Source organism: Mesorhizobium maamorense (assembly GCF_044998965.1).
Classification (GTDB): Bacteria; Pseudomonadota; Alphaproteobacteria; order Rhizobiales; family Rhizobiaceae; genus Mesorhizobium.
The window spans coordinates 3,504,575-3,518,744 of the sequence record NZ_CP173356.1; the positions used below are offsets into that span (position 1 = coordinate 3,504,575).

Consider the following 14,170-nt stretch of genomic DNA (forward strand, 5'->3'; position numbering starts at 1 on the left):
GAGACGAGGAGTGACCCGAAAATAATCAGGACGAAGGTGATGTCAGGTTAAATCCGCCTCCTCATGCGGTCGTGGCGACCAGCACTTCGGTCGGCTGGAACTTCAACACATCGATCAGTCCGATGTCGGAGATGCGCAATTCCGGGATGACGACAGGCGCCAGCAGAGAGTGCTGCATATAGGCATTATTGAGGGCGCATCCGCAGGCAAGCATCGCCGCGATCAGGCCATTGGCTTCTTCTGCCACGATCTCGGCGCGCTGATCAGACATCAGTCCGGCGATCGGCAGCCTGACAAGCGCAAGTTCGCGTCCTTCGCTGAACAGCACGACGCCTCCGCCGACCTGTCCCAGCCGATTCGCGGCCAGCGCCATGTCGTTCTTGTCGGTACCCACCACGATCATGTGATGACTGTCATGGGCGACGGTGCTGGCGATGGCGCATGGTTTGTCGTAACCGAAGCCGGAAACAAACGCGTTGATGACCTTTCCCGTGCCGTGATGCCGTTCCACCAGCGCGATCTGGCAGACGTCACCGGTCCGATATACCATTCAAGACGCCGAGCGAAGCCTCCAGGGCACGGGTCGGTGCCTGGTTCTCGAGCACGCCGATGACCCGCGCCATGACCTGGTTCGCACCCTCGGGCGCCACGATGTCGAAGTCCGCCGCTGAGAGCTTCTTGCCCAAGCGAACCGTGTTCTTGGTCGAGGCGGGATAGTCGTAGGGCGTGATGTCGGCGACGAGCTTGCCGTCGTTCGACACCACACAGCCGCGTGCGATGACGGTTTCGACCGGGAGTTCGGTGAGATCGGAGGTCAAAACCAGGTCGGCGCGCCGCCCGGGCGTTATCGAGCCAAGCTCACGCTCCATGCCGAAATGCTGAGCAGTATTCAGGGTGGCCATCTGAATCGCGGTGATCGGCTTTAATCCCTGGGCGATGGCATGGCGCACAACGCGGTTCATATGGCCGTCATTGACTAGTGTGCCGGAATGGCTGTCGTCGGTACACAGCACGAAATTGCGCGAGTCCAGGCTGAGCTCGGTCAGCGCCTTGATCTGCGCGGCGACGTCGTACCAGGCGGAGCCAAGCCGTAACATGGCGCGCATGCCCTGGCGCACCCGCGCAACGCAGTCGGCCAGGCTGGTGCCTTCGTGATCGTCGGACGGACCGGCGGCGACATAGGCATGGAAGGGCAGACCGAGATCCTTCGAGGCATAGTGGCCGCCCACCGTCTTGCCTGCCGCCTGAGTGGCAGCGATCTCGGCCAGCATGTCGCCATTTCCGGCGACCACCCCAGGAAAGTTCATCATCTCGCCGAGGCCGACGATGTTCGGCCACGACATCGCCTCACGCACGTCGGCGGGACCGAGGCTGGCACCCGCGTTCTCGAGGCCCGGAGCGCTCGGCACGCAGCTCGGCATTTGCACGAACACATTGATCGGCAGTCCGGCAGCCTCGTCGTGCATCAGCTTGACGCCCGGCATGCCTAGGACGTTGGCGATCTCGTGCGGGTCGATGAACATCGAGGTGGTGCCATGCGGGATGACCGCACGCGCGAACTCGGTAACGGTAACCATGCCGCTCTCGACATGCATATGCGCATCGCACAGCCCCGGCAGCGCGTAGCGGCCCTCTCCGTCGATAATCTGCGTCTCGGGGCCCACGGCATGGTCGGCATTCGGGCCGACGAAGGCGAAGCGGCCGACCGCGATGGCAATGTCCGTCGCGGGGATGATCTCGCCCGAATGGACATTCACCCAGCGCACGTTCCGGACCACCATGTCGGCCGGCGTGCGTCCCATGGCGACATCAACCAACTGCGGCGCGCATTCGAACCAGCTCTGGATCATCTGTTGTTTTCTCCCCGGCGCGCGCGCCCGCAAAGGGCCGCACGACCTCGACGCAATATCTTGGCGAACTGTAAGCGGCGCGCTGGCGGTAATAGTCCAGGCAGAAATCAAGGAAAGCGGCGAACTTACGCGACACATACCGGCGTCGCATGTAGAGCAGATTGATTGGAACCAGTGGCGAGCGCCATTGCGGGAGCACCGGCACCAGATCGCCGTTCTTGCACTCGATCTCGGTGAAGAAGGCTGGCAGATAGACGATACCCTCGCCGGCTACGGCGAAGTATTTCAGCATCCAGTAGTCGTTCGCCATGCACTGCGCGGTCGGCATGAAGTCGACCGTTTCCGCGCCGCGCTCGAGATGCCAGGTTTGCACGCCGCTCGGGCGGCGGAAGGCGACGGCCCCATGGCCCGCCAAGTCTGCGGGCGTCGACGGTTCCCCGAATTGCTCAATGTAGCGCGGGCTGGCGTAGAGACAGAAGGAAGCCTCCCCGAGCTTGCGAGCGATGTAGTCTGAGTTCGCCGGCTCGCCCCAATGGAATATGCCGTCGAAAGGCTGGTGCTTTTCGGGCGCCAGGAAATAGCCGAGCGAAAGGAAGATCACGTCGACATTCACCTGCGGATACTGTTGACGGAAGGCGAACAGCAGTTCCGAGGTGAAGGAAGTGCCGAACTCGCCGGTCGAGCCGATCGTCAGCGTGCCGGCGATATCGTGGCCCGCCTCGGCGATCGCCGCCTTGGCTCCTTCGCAACTTTCCTTGATGCGTTGCGCATGGTCGAGGAACTCGGCCCCGGCATCGCTCAAATGCAGTTCCCGACCGTCGCGCACAAACAGTGCGACACCGAGCGAATCCTCCAACGCGCGCACTTTGTGACTGAGGCTGGACTTGGGCAGTCCATACAGTTTCGCGGCGTGCGAGAGCGACTGCGCCTCCGCCACTTTGATAAAATAATCGATCGCTTCAAAATCCATCGATCGTCCAAGAATTTGAACGGTGCGTCCAGAACTAGCCAGAAACTGCCATTTGCATGGACGACCCTAATACGACAGGATCAGAGCGCGCAAGGTGGGATTTTTGGCGCAGACAAGCTTGGTCCCAAGCCCGAGCGAGGCCACACGAGCGGAGATGAATTTGTCCGACATACGCGAATTCATCCGTGCTGGTCGCGCCGAGCATAAATCGACTCTCATCGTCACCGGCGGCACACTAGTCAACGTCGCTTCGGGTGAGATCTATCCGGCCGACGTCGCCGTCTACAAGGATCGCATCGTCGCTGTCGGAGACGTCTCGGAGTACCGCGGCCCCGAGACCGAGATGATCGATGCTACTGGTTATTTCCTCTGCCCTGGCCTGATAGACGGCCACCTCCACGTTGAATGTTCCAAGATGTCGGTAACTAGCTTCGCCAAGGCGGTGGTGCCGCTCGGCACCACTTCGATTGTGTCGGGCCTGGACCAGATCCTCGTGGTGTCCGGCCTGGAAGGCGCCCGCGAATTCCTCGACGAGGCCAAGGCAACCCCTCTCAAGATCTTCTGGGGCGCACCATGCAAGACGCCCTACACACTGCCTCGCTCCAACGTCGGCTATTATTTCGGACCGGACGATCACCGCGCCACCCATTCCTGGCCGGAATGCGTCGGCATATGGGAGACGGTGCGCGAGTTCGTCGACACGATGGATGAACACGTTCTGCAGGCGGTCGAGATCGCCGAAAAGAGCCGTCTGCCGATCCTCGGCTGCTCGCCGATGTGTCGCGGCAATCGATTGAACAGCTACCTGCAGGCCGGAGTGCGCTCCGACCACGAGAGCTACACTGCGGACGAGATGCTGGAGAAGCTGCGCAAAGGCATGCATGTCGTCATTCGCGAATCTTCGATCTCCCATTTTCTCGAAGAGAACCTGCGGATGGTCACCGAGATGGGAATAGCCGCGACGAGCCGGGTCAGCTTCTGCACCGATGACGTGGTCGCCTCGGATATCCTGGCCCGCGGCCACCTCGACAACATGATCCGCATGGCGGTCGCGATGGGAGTTCCGCCGCTCACCGCCATCCAGATGGCGACCATCAACGGCGCCGAGGCGCTGCGCATCGGCCAGAAGGTCGGCTCGATCTCGCCCGGGCTCGCCGCCGATATCCTGCTGGTCAAGGATATCGCGGACTTCCATGTCTCAGGTGTCATCGCGAAAGGCAAGCTGGCCGCTCGCGACGGCAAGCTCGTGGACGATCTTGCGCCGCCTGCCCGCAGCGCCGTTGTCACCAACACATTCAAGGTAGCGCCGGTGTCACAGAAAGACCTATTGGTGCGCGCGCCCGGAGCGGGCGACAAGGCGGCCGTGCTGGCGATCGCCGTTACGCCCGAGAGAATATTCGTACGCACGCGACGTGATGTCGTGCTCCCGGTCCGCGACGGCTATATAGACGCGGATCCATCACAGGACGTGCAGTATCTCACCGTCGTCGAACGCTACGGCCGCACTTCCCATCGGCCGGTCGCGTTCGCTTCAGGCTTCGGACTGCGCTCCGGCGCACTCGCCACTTCGACGGCGCCTGATGATAATAACATCGTTTGTGTGGGCACCAATCCCCACGACATGTCGTTGGCAATCAACCACATTATCGAGAACAATGGCGGCCAGGCGGTGGCGGACCGCGGTCGGATCGTGTCATTCCTGCCGCTGCCGATCGGCGGAATTGTATCGGACATTGATCCTCCAGAGATGGCGAAGAAAGAGCAGGGGCTCGACGCGGCCGCGCGCGCGCTCGGCTGTAGGCTGCCATGGCCTTTCATGTACATGTTCGTGCTGCAGATCACCGCGATACCCGATTTCGCGATAACCAATCTCGGCCTGATCGATTGCATAAACCTGACGGTGGTCGATCCGTTAAGCCGGCTTCATGACTGGGAACGCTAGAAAAGGGAGGGAACCATGCTGAAAAACCTTGTTGTCGCTGTTTCGCTCGTGGCCGCGACGTGGCTGTGGGGCGGCCGCGTACAAGCCGAAGAGCCGACCAAGCTCAGGATCGCCGGCATTCTTTCGGCGGGCAAGGAAGCACCGTGGGAATCATCCTTCGTGAGTTCCATGGACCGGATCATCGCCGCCAAACCCCACGGCCTCGAGATCGAGGTCAACTATACCGAGAACGTTTACGACAATGCCGAGCAGGTGTTCCGCACCTATGCTGAGACCGGTGACTACGACATCTTGTTCGGCGACACCGCCTATGCAGATGCGATCGAGAAGCTGAAGGACGAATTCCCCGATACGATGTTCGTCATGAGCGGTTCGGGCAATCGCGGACTCGGCGGCAATGCCTATTGGATATTCGTCCACGCACACGAGCCTGCCTACGTGATGGGGCAACTGGCCGGCAAACTCACGAAGTCGAATGTCATCGGCGCCATCTCCACCTTCCCGGCCGAAGATACCAACGATCAGATCAATGCTTTCTTCACCGGCGCCAAGGAAGCGAACCCAAAGGTGAAACAGAAGATCACCTTCATCCAGTCCTGGTTCGATCCGGCTAAATCGAACGAGGCGACCTCGGCGCAGATCGCCGCCGGCGCGGACATGATCTACCAGATGTCGGGCGCCTTCGAGGTTTGCGAGGAGCGCGACATAGGCTGCTTCGGCAATTATGTGGACATGTCGAAAGTGGCGCCGAAGTCGATCGTCGCCTCCACCATCGTCAAATGGGATCCGCACATTAACTGGATCATCGATGAATGGTGGAAGGCAAAGACCATGAACGCCAAATTCGACGCGCCGAAGGAACCAAGGTGGTTCAGCTGGCAGCAGGGTTCGGGCGACCTCATCCTCAATCCTGCCTGGGAAGCCAAAATGCCCGATGACGTAAAGGCGCTTGCGGCTGAAACGGCCAAGGCCATCCAAGGCGGCAAGAAGAAAATCGAGCTCAATCTGAACGAGCCGAAATCGGACTGACGCCGGAGGTGGTGCCGGGCCGATCCGAGATGAGCAAGATACCGCGCCTGTCGGTTCGGCACCTGACGAAGCGTTTCGCTGCGCTTGCTGCCAATGACGACGTCTCGCTCGACGTCATGCCCGGAGAATTGCATTGCTTGTTGGGGGAGAATGGCGCAGGCAAGTCGACACTGTCGTCCTGCCTCTACGGGCTCTACCAGCCAGACGCCGGCGAAATTCGGGTGGACGGCAAGACCGTCCAGCTAGGCTCGCCGGGCGAAGCCATCCGCGCCGGCATCGGTATGGTGCACCAGCATTTCGTCTTGGTGCCCAACTTCACTGTGCTGGAGAATGTGGCGGTAGGAACGGGCTCCGGCTGGCGGCTGGGCCGGGCTGAGGCTCTCTCCAGGATCGAGACGATCTGCTCCACCTACGGCATCTCGCTCAACCCACACCGGCACGTCGGCGACCTTTCCGTCGGCGAACAGCAATGGGTCGAGATTGTCAAGGCGCTCTACACTGGCGCCAGACTGCTTATCCTCGACGAACCGACGGCGGTGCTGACGCCCGAGGAATCGCGCCGCCTGTTTGCGATCGTGCGGCGGCTCACCAGTGAAGATCTGTCGGTCGTGCTGATCAGCCATAAGATGTCGGAAGTGATGCAATCCGACCGGGTCAGCGTGCTGCGCAAGGGCAGACTGGTCGGAACGGTCGTAACCTCGAACGTCAGCCGCGACCAACTCACCACCATGATGGTCGGCCGCTCCGTTGCGGCGCCGGCGCGCGCCGCAGATGCGAAAGCGACCGGCGAGACGGTGCTTTCGGTGCGTGGGCTCACGCACCTGCGCGATGGAAGGCCCGTGCTGGACAACGCATCGCTCGACATCGCAGCCGGCGAGATCGTCGGCATCGCCGGCGTTTCCGGGAATGGCCAAGATGAGCTGTTCGAGTGCCTCGCAGGCCTCGCCGCGCCCGACGGCGGCACGGTCTTGCTCGATGGCGAAACTCTGCAGGCGTACTCACCGGCGACGATTGCTGCGAAAGGCATTGGCTACGTGCCCAGCGACCGCTTCCGCGACGGGCTCGTTGCCGATCTCGATATCGGCGAGAATCTTGTCCTTGGCCAACAATGGCAAACGCGCTGGCGCAATGGGCCATTTATCGACACCGCGGCGCTCGACGCAAATGCGCGCATGGTCATCGCTGCCTATTCGATTGCCGCAACCGGGCCGTCGTCACCCTCTCGCAAATTGTCTGGCGGCAACGCGCAGAAGGTCATCCTCGCCCGCGAGTTTGCCAAAGCGAAGCGGCTTCTGCTGTGCAACCAGCCGACGCGCGGACTCGATGTCGGCGCCATCGAATTCGTCTACCGACAACTCCTGCACAAGCGCGACGAAGGCTGCGCCATCCTGCTTGCGAGCGAGGAACTGGAGGATCTTTTCGCTCTCAGCAGTCGTATATGTGTGATGTTTCGCGGCCGCGTCCTTGCGGTGCGCGATACGGAAAAAACCACCTATGACGAAATCGGCAGCCTGATGGCCGGCCATGGGAGCGAGGCTGCGGCGTGACCGATTTCAATCTCGTGGAGTGGCGCCTCGAGCGCCGGCTGGAACCGCGGCCGACCGCGCGCATTGTTGCACTTGCTTTGGCGGCGATCGCGGCGGTTTTGGTTTGCAGTCTGCTTTTCGCCGCCGCGGGCGCCAGCCCGGGTGCCGCCTTCACGGCTCTCCTGAAAGGCAGCTTTGGCTCGTTGCGCGCCGCCGGCGAAACGCTGGTCAAGGCAACGCCCCTGATCTTCACCGGTCTTGCCGCCTGTGTCGCCTTCCGCGCGCGTATCTGGAACATTGGCGCCGAAGGCCAGGTTTTTGCCGGCGCCATGTTCGCTTATTGGGCGCAGCACAATCTCACCGGATTTTCGCCTTTCATCCAAATTCCTGTGGTTATAATCGGTGGCATTGTCGGCGGCGCACTCTATGCCGGCCTTGCGGGCGTGCTGAAGACCCGCTTCTCGGTCGATGAGGTGATCTCGACCGTCATGCTCAACTACATCATCGTCTATGTCCTTTCGCTGCTGCTGCTGCGCGGCCCATGGAGCGAGGCGGGCGCCTTCTTCGAACAGACGCCGAAGGTCGATCCGGGCTCGGTGCTTCCGTTGCTGTTTTCCGGTTCACGCCTGCATTCCGGCTTCCTGCTGGCGATTGTGGCGGCTGGCTTGGTTCACATGCTGTTGACGCGCACACCGCTGGGCTATGAGATCAAGGCTGCCGGGTCCAACATGCGCGCGCTCGATGTACAGGGCACCAATACTCGAAGGCTGGTCATAGTTGTGCTTCTGGTTTCCGGCGCGCTTGCGGGGCTCGCGGGGATCACGGAGGTCTACGGCGTCCATTACCGCCTGAAGGCAGGCGTAATAGCAGGTTACGGCTACAGCGGCATCATCGTGGCCATCCTCGGCCAATTGCATCCGCTTGGCGTCGTCGTTGCCTCGGTGCTGTTCGGAGCGTTGCTCAACGGCGCTACGCTCATGCAGATCAAGACTGGCGTGCCCTCGGCGCTGATATACGCCATCCAGGCGATCCTGCTTTTGTTCTTCCTAGCTGGCTGGGCAGCGTGCAATTTCCGCCTGCGGAGGGTCGGCCGTGCTTGACGCACTCTTTCAAACCTCAATCCTGGTCAGTGTGGCGGCGGCCACCATCCGCATCAGCACCCCGCTCCTGCTCGCCGCACTTGGAGAACTCATCGCCGAGCGCAGCGGCGTCTACAATATGGGTCTTGAGGGCATGATGCTGATGGGAGCCTTCACCGGCTATCTCGCCGCCTATGAAAGCGGGTCGTTATGGCTGGGCGTCCTCGCTGCCGGATTTACCGGCGCGCTGATGGCTCTCGTCTTTGCCGTGCTGGTGATCACGCTGAAAGTAGAGCAGATCGTCACCGGTCTTGCCGTCAACCTGCTCGGCGCCGGCCTTTCCACATACTGGTTGCGTTCCGCTTTCGCTGGCGACGGCAAGACGCCGACCATCCCTTTCTTCGCCGATGTGCCGGTGCCAGGGCTGAGCGATGTTCCCGTGCTGGGCCCCATCCTGTTTGACCAGCGGGTGCTGACCTACATAGCCTTTCTGATGGTGCCGGCGGTATGGCTCTTCCTGTTCCGGACGCGTTATGGACTGATCGTGCGCTGCGCCGGCGACAATCCCAAGGCCCTCGATGTTAAGGGGGTAAAGGTCGCGCCGGTGCAATATGCCGCCGTGCTCTTCGGCGGCCTGATGGCGGGCGTTGCCGGCGCGTTTCTCTCCGTCGGCCAGGCGGCGCGTTTCGTGCCGGACATGACCAACGGGCGCGGCTGGCTGGCCATCATCATCGTCATCGCCGGCCTATGGCGCCCCTACCCGGTTTTCGTGGCGGCTCTGGTGTTCTCCTTCCTCGACGCGCTGCAATTGCAAATCCAGGGCGTCGGTATCGCCATTCCCTACCAATATATGTTGATGATGCCTTATGTTGCGGCGATCGTTGCGTTGATGATCCGTCGCTCGCGGACCAGCGCACCTGCTATGCTGGGCGTGCCGTACAGGCGGGAATAGGGTGGTCGGTTTTCATTCTGCTGCTGTAAGGCTGCCTGTACGTAGCTGCCATGCGGCATGGCCCAACCCGTGACCGCGGCAGCAAGCTTCCAGCAAGATCGACCGCTTTGGCGAAGCCGGTATTGTAGCCCAACCCGCCCAGGCAGGGAGACCTGACCGTCAGTCACGGGACGTCACAGGGCAAGCAATTTGCCCCCTGGAAATCCGGATCGTTGGAAGTCGACTATCCCGCTGGTGGTTAGCCAGAAGGCTGCACAAGCCTCGCTCAGGAACGCCAGCCACCACTGCCGAAGTGACCTGAACTACGGAGCGTCGCCAGCAGGATGTTGGCTGCTCCGCGTTGATCAATCTTCGCTTGCTCACCAAGCGGAGACGCATTCCAGGCAGCCAATTCTGCCACCAAAAGAGCGATATCCCCGTCTACCGATGCGCATCTAAGTTGTCCGTTCTTCCCCATCACGATTATGGCTGTACCTATCACGCCATATCCAATCGCAGCTATCCGCTGAACCCAGGTATCGCCGTCAACGCGGACATCGAACAGAACCGACCCTTCGGTTTTTTCCGCAGCGTCCGCCACACGATCACAGAACGGTCGATTGAGGCCTTCGATGTTGCCGAGTGACTGCTCAAACAAGGCCAATTCGACATGCTCTGCCACCATAGCTGTGAGAGTGCGCGCTAGCTGGCCCAATCAGCAAGACACCAGGACCCATTATCCACAGCAGCCACAGCTGGTCCCCTTTTTGCCTACTTAATGCCCCCCCGTCGGACCGCGAGCCGGGCGACGGCCTCTATGGCTTGGTCGACCTCGTCCGTCGTGGTGTAGTGTGACAGACCCAGCCGGGCGACGCCGCCTTTTTTCGCGCGGTCCAAGCCTGCCGGAGGCTTCATGGCATGGAGTCGCCGGCCCAGCCGAAGATGTTTTTCCTCAGCCAGCGCGGCCGCGTTTTCCACCGGCGAGCGATTGGCCAGCCGGAAGCTAAAGGTCGGCACGCGCGCGTCCAGTCGGTTGCGGCTGGCGATGCCGAGAGCGTCAGGCCGGGTATGGCCGTCGCACCGGCGAGGAATCGATCCATCAACCCAGCGTCGTAGGCGGTCGCCGCCTCCAATCCCGTCACCATGCGCCGGTCCAGCGGCGCCGCCGCGTCGACACCAGCACATTGCTCGCCGAGCCACGCGATGTGCTCGATCGCCGCTTGCGTGCCGGCCCGCGCCTCAAAGGACGGCGTGCCGGGCGGACGCACCTTGAGCGGGGTGAGCCGTTCGCGCAATCCGACCGCCACGAACATCATGCGCTTCTCGACGACAGATTTGGTCCCACGTGCTGCGCCTGAGGGCTCATCTGGAGCTTCGGTATGGATATCATTTTTAGCCTCCCCATCACGCATGCTGCCCCCCTTTTCCCGGTTCGGTGCCCTTGACAAGCGGAAAGTATCGGTATTTTCTCCATGAAAATGATATTATTATTATCTGGAAAAGATGTTTAATTCACCTCTCAGATGTCCCGCATCAGGGCATCGGACGAGGGCCTTGAGTGAGGAAAACAGGAGAACCGGATGGCGGGCGAGCTCAGCAAAATGAAGATGTATATCGGCGGCGAGTGGGTCGAGCCGGCATCAGGGGACTACTTCGAGACGGTGGATCCCTTCACGGCCAAGCCATGGGCGCTGGTGCCGAGAGGAAATTCCGCGGACGCTGACCGCGCCATTCGCGCTGCGGACCGTGCTTTCAGAAAAGGTCCCTGGGGATCCATGCACCCCTCCGAGCGCGGAAGGCTTATTTATCGGCTTGGCAGCCTCATCGAAGAACATGCCGACGCGCTCGCGGAAATCGAGGTGCGCGACAATGGCCGCCTGCTCGCGGAAATGCGGCATCAAATCCGCTACATTCCCAAATGGTACTACTACTATGCGGGTCTGGCCGACAAAATCGAAGGCGTCGTCCATCCCTGCGACAAGCCGGCGCTGAGCTATTCCCGTCCGGAGCCTTTGGGGGTTTGCGTAGGCATCGTTCCATGGAACGCGCCGTTGCTCCTTTTCTCGCTCAAGGCCGCGCCCGCTCTCGCAGCGGGGAACACCATCGTCATGAAGCCGGCGGAACATACGTCCGCCACCGCCCTGAAGCTTATGGAGTTGGTCGAACTGGCTGGCTTCCCGCCTGGGGTGATCAACGTCGTGACCGGGTTTGGCAAGGAAATTGGCGAGCCGCTCGTTACGCACCCATTGACGCGTCATGTGGGCTTCACGGGCTCGACGGCAACTGGAGCGCATCTGTATTCGCTTGCGGCTCGCGACGTGAAGCGGGTCAGTCTCGAGCTGGGCGGCAAATCGCCAAATATCGTCTTCGATGATGCTGATCTGGACAACGCTGTCCGCGGCGTGGTCGGTGGCATTTTTGGAGCGACAGGACAGACCTGCATCGCCGGTTCGCGCCTGCTCGTGCAAAGACGCATTCACGACCAGTTCGTCGAGAAGCTTTCGGCCTTTAGCGGCGCGGCACGCGTCGGTGATCCGCGCAAGGTAGAGACCCAGATCGGCCCGATTGCCAACGCCATGCAGTACGACAGGGTGCTGGGTTACATAGACATTGCAAGGCAGGAGGGCGCAAGCCTCGTCTTGGGAGGCAAGCGACCCCAGCTTGCCGAGTGCAAGGATGGTTTCTTCATAGAGCCGACCATATTCACCGGCGTCAAAAACGATATGCGGATCGCCCGCGAGGAAGTATTCGGCCCGGTCCTTTCGACGATCGTATTCGACGACCAGGAAGAAGCGGTAGCGATCGCGAACGACAGCGAGTTCGGCTTGGCGGCCGGCGTCTGGACTTCAGACATGAAGCGTGCGCTCCGCATGTCCGAACAACTCGATGCGGGCAGCGTCTGGATCAACACTTATCGCGACATCTCCTACACGACTCCGTTCGGCGGCTACAAGAAGAGCGGCTTAGGGCGCGAAAACGGCGTGGAGGGCATTCGCGAATACCTCCAGACGAAGGCGGTGTGGCTATCTATGGCCAAAGAAATCGAGAACCCCTTTGTCATCGGTTGAAGGTCAGCGGGTGGATTGGAGTCGGGCCGGGGAGCGGGTGTGCAGATGATGAAGCGGAAAGGCAGCGAGATCCTCGCTGACGAACTTAGGCTCAACGGAGCCGAACTTGTCTACCACGTCCCTGGCGAGAGCTTTCTTTCCGTTCTGGACGCTCTGGCGTGCCGTCATCCGGAAATCCGCACAGTCACCTGCCGCCACGAAAACGGCGCTGCCCAGATGGCTGAGGCCCATGGCAAACTGACCGGACGGCCCGGCATTGCATTTGTCACACGCAGTCCCGGCGCCACCAACGCTGTGAACGGCGTGCACACGGCCTACCAGGATTCTTCGCCGATGGTCCTGATGGTGGGCCAGGTGAAGCGTGGGTTGATGGAGCGCGAAGCGTTCATGTCCTACGACTTTCGCACGATGTTCGCGCCCATGACGAAATGGGTAGCGCAGATAGATGACCCGAGACGCATCCCGGAATTCATCCAGCGGGCCTACCACACGGCCATGACCGGCCGGATGGGTCCAGTCGTCCTTGTGGTGCCGGAGGACGTGCTCGAGGAGGAATGCGTCGTGGCGGAAGGAAAGCCTTACAGGCGAGCCTCGGTTGGGACACCCGCGCTCGCCGACATGGAGAAGGTCCGCGCCATGCTCTGCGATGCGGAGCGGCCGCTAATTATCGTCGGCGGCTCGGGCTGGACCGAGCAGGCGCGCGACGACATCCAGCGGTTTGCCGAGAATTGCAGCGTGCCGGTCGTCACCACGTTTCGTCGTCGGGACATCATCGACCATCGACTGCAATGCTACGCCGGAGAGATCGGCATTGGCGCCAATCCGGCTCTGCTTTCGCACATCAGAGACACCGACCTGGTGATCATGGTCAATGACGCGCTCAGCGATGTGAACACGATTGGTGCCGGATATATGGAGGGCTTCACGCTCTTTGATATTCCCGTGCCGAAGCAAAAGTTCGTCCATGTGACGAGCAGCCTGGAAGAATTGAACCGGGTCTTTCAGGTCGATCTCGCAATACTTGCCGGCAACGACGCGTTCGCCGCCGCGCTAGCCAAGTTTCCTCCGGTCGACCGCGCTGCGAGAGCGGAATGGGTCCGCCGGCTGCGCAAAACCTTCGAGATGGAAACGACGCCGGGACCGTGCCCAGGTCCGATCGACTTGCCAAACATGATGAAATGGCTTCGGGACCGGTTGCCCGATGACGCGATCGTGACGAATGGCGTGGGCGCCTACGCGACCTGGAGTCAGAGATATTTCGCCCACTACAAGCTGCATACGCAACTTGGTCCGATTAGCGGCTCGATGGGTTATAGCCTTCCGGCCGCCATCTCGGCGAAACTGCTTTACCCGGAGCGGGTTGTCGTCAATTTCGTCGGCGACGGCTGCTACCAGATGTGCGGAGAAGAACTCGCAACCGCTGTCCAGTACGGCGCCAACGTCATCATCCTGCTTTTCAACAACAACATGTACGGGACGATCCGTATCCATGAGGAAAACAGGCTCGAAGGCCGCGTCAATGGGACCAACCTGACGAATCCCGATTTCTGCATGCTTGCCAAGGCTTACGGCGCCCACGCCGAGCGTGTGCGTAAGACCGAGGATTTCGCTCCGGCGTTCGAGCGCGCGATCGGCTCTGGCACCCCTGCCCTGATCGAACTCGCCCTCGATCCCGAGGCGATCCATACGCGTTACTCGCTGACAGATTTAAGAAACCGCAGATCGGGAAGGGCGTGAGCCATCCTGCCTGACGCGAACAAAATTAGCCGGTTCGA

The 14,170-nt window shown here is 61.2% G+C and carries 10 protein-coding genes and 1 pseudogene; 7 read left to right on the forward strand and 4 right to left on the reverse strand.

Annotated features, from left to right (window positions below; genetic code table 11):
- Positions 1–61: 61 nt before the first annotated feature.
- Positions 62–1,850 (reverse strand): annotated as a pseudogene (gene ade, locus ACIU1A_RS17745) (adenine deaminase).
- A complete protein-coding gene (locus tag ACIU1A_RS17750; RefSeq protein ID WP_404924813.1) occupies positions 1,810–2,820 on the reverse strand; it encodes a LysR substrate-binding domain-containing protein in 1,011 nt (336 codons plus the stop codon). Before ACIU1A_RS17750 ends, ade begins: the two are co-directional and overlap by 41 nt.
- 160 nt (positions 2,821–2,980) lie before the next feature.
- On the opposite strand from ACIU1A_RS17750, the gene ACIU1A_RS17755 reads away from it, so the two are divergent.
- From ACIU1A_RS17755 to ACIU1A_RS17775, 5 genes are read left to right on the forward strand one after another with little or no spacing between them, the layout of a single operon-like run.
- The gene (locus tag ACIU1A_RS17755; RefSeq protein ID WP_404924814.1) at positions 2,981–4,762 is read left to right on the forward strand and encodes an adenine deaminase; all 1,782 of its coding nucleotides are present in this window, start codon (positions 2,981–2,983) and stop codon (positions 4,760–4,762) included.
- Positions 4,763–4,777: 15 nt separating this feature from the next.
- Positions 4,778–5,791 carry a BMP family ABC transporter substrate-binding protein gene (locus tag ACIU1A_RS17760; protein WP_404924815.1) on the forward strand — a complete coding sequence of 338 codons (1,014 nt, stop codon included), beginning with the start codon at positions 4,778–4,780 and terminating at the stop codon, positions 5,789–5,791.
- A gap of 29 nt (positions 5,792–5,820) precedes the next feature.
- Positions 5,821–7,338, forward strand: coding sequence for an ABC transporter ATP-binding protein (locus ACIU1A_RS17765; RefSeq protein ID WP_404924816.1), 1,518 nt, complete (start codon positions 5,821–5,823; stop codon positions 7,336–7,338).
- Positions 7,335–8,417, forward strand: coding sequence for an ABC transporter permease (locus tag ACIU1A_RS17770; RefSeq protein WP_224680353.1), 1,083 nt, complete (start codon positions 7,335–7,337; stop codon positions 8,415–8,417). The genes ACIU1A_RS17765 and ACIU1A_RS17770 overlap by 4 nt, the downstream gene beginning before the upstream one ends.
- The gene (locus tag ACIU1A_RS17775) at positions 8,410–9,348 is read left to right on the forward strand and encodes an ABC transporter permease (protein WP_140525725.1); all 939 of its coding nucleotides are present in this window, start codon (positions 8,410–8,412) and stop codon (positions 9,346–9,348) included. The genes ACIU1A_RS17770 and ACIU1A_RS17775 overlap by 8 nt, the downstream gene beginning before the upstream one ends.
- 265 nt (positions 9,349–9,613) lie before the next feature.
- Here the strand turns inward: ACIU1A_RS17775 and ACIU1A_RS17780 are convergent, their stop codons facing one another.
- Together ACIU1A_RS17780 and ACIU1A_RS17785 are read right to left on the reverse strand one after the other, a co-directional pair.
- On the reverse strand, positions 9,614–10,012 hold the full coding sequence (locus ACIU1A_RS17780) for a hypothetical protein (protein ID WP_140560720.1): 399 nt from the start codon (positions 10,010–10,012) through the stop codon (positions 9,614–9,616).
- Positions 10,013–10,238: 226 nt separating this feature from the next.
- Entirely contained in the window at positions 10,239–10,739 is a 501-nt protein-coding gene (locus ACIU1A_RS17785) for a hypothetical protein (RefSeq protein ID WP_404924817.1), read from the reverse strand.
- A 168-nt stretch (positions 10,740–10,907) separates the two neighbouring features.
- Here ACIU1A_RS17785 and ACIU1A_RS17790 point away from each other — a divergent pair, with 168 nt between their 5' ends.
- Both ACIU1A_RS17790 and ACIU1A_RS17795 read left to right on the forward strand, forming a co-directional pair.
- On the forward strand, positions 10,908–12,395 hold the full coding sequence (locus tag ACIU1A_RS17790) for an aldehyde dehydrogenase (RefSeq protein ID WP_140560692.1): 1,488 nt from the start codon (positions 10,908–10,910) through the stop codon (positions 12,393–12,395).
- A 48-nt stretch (positions 12,396–12,443) separates the two neighbouring features.
- On the forward strand, positions 12,444–14,132 hold the full coding sequence (locus tag ACIU1A_RS17795; RefSeq protein ID WP_140567995.1) for a thiamine pyrophosphate-binding protein: 1,689 nt from the start codon (positions 12,444–12,446) through the stop codon (positions 14,130–14,132).
- The last annotated feature ends 38 nt before the right edge of the window (positions 14,133–14,170 follow it).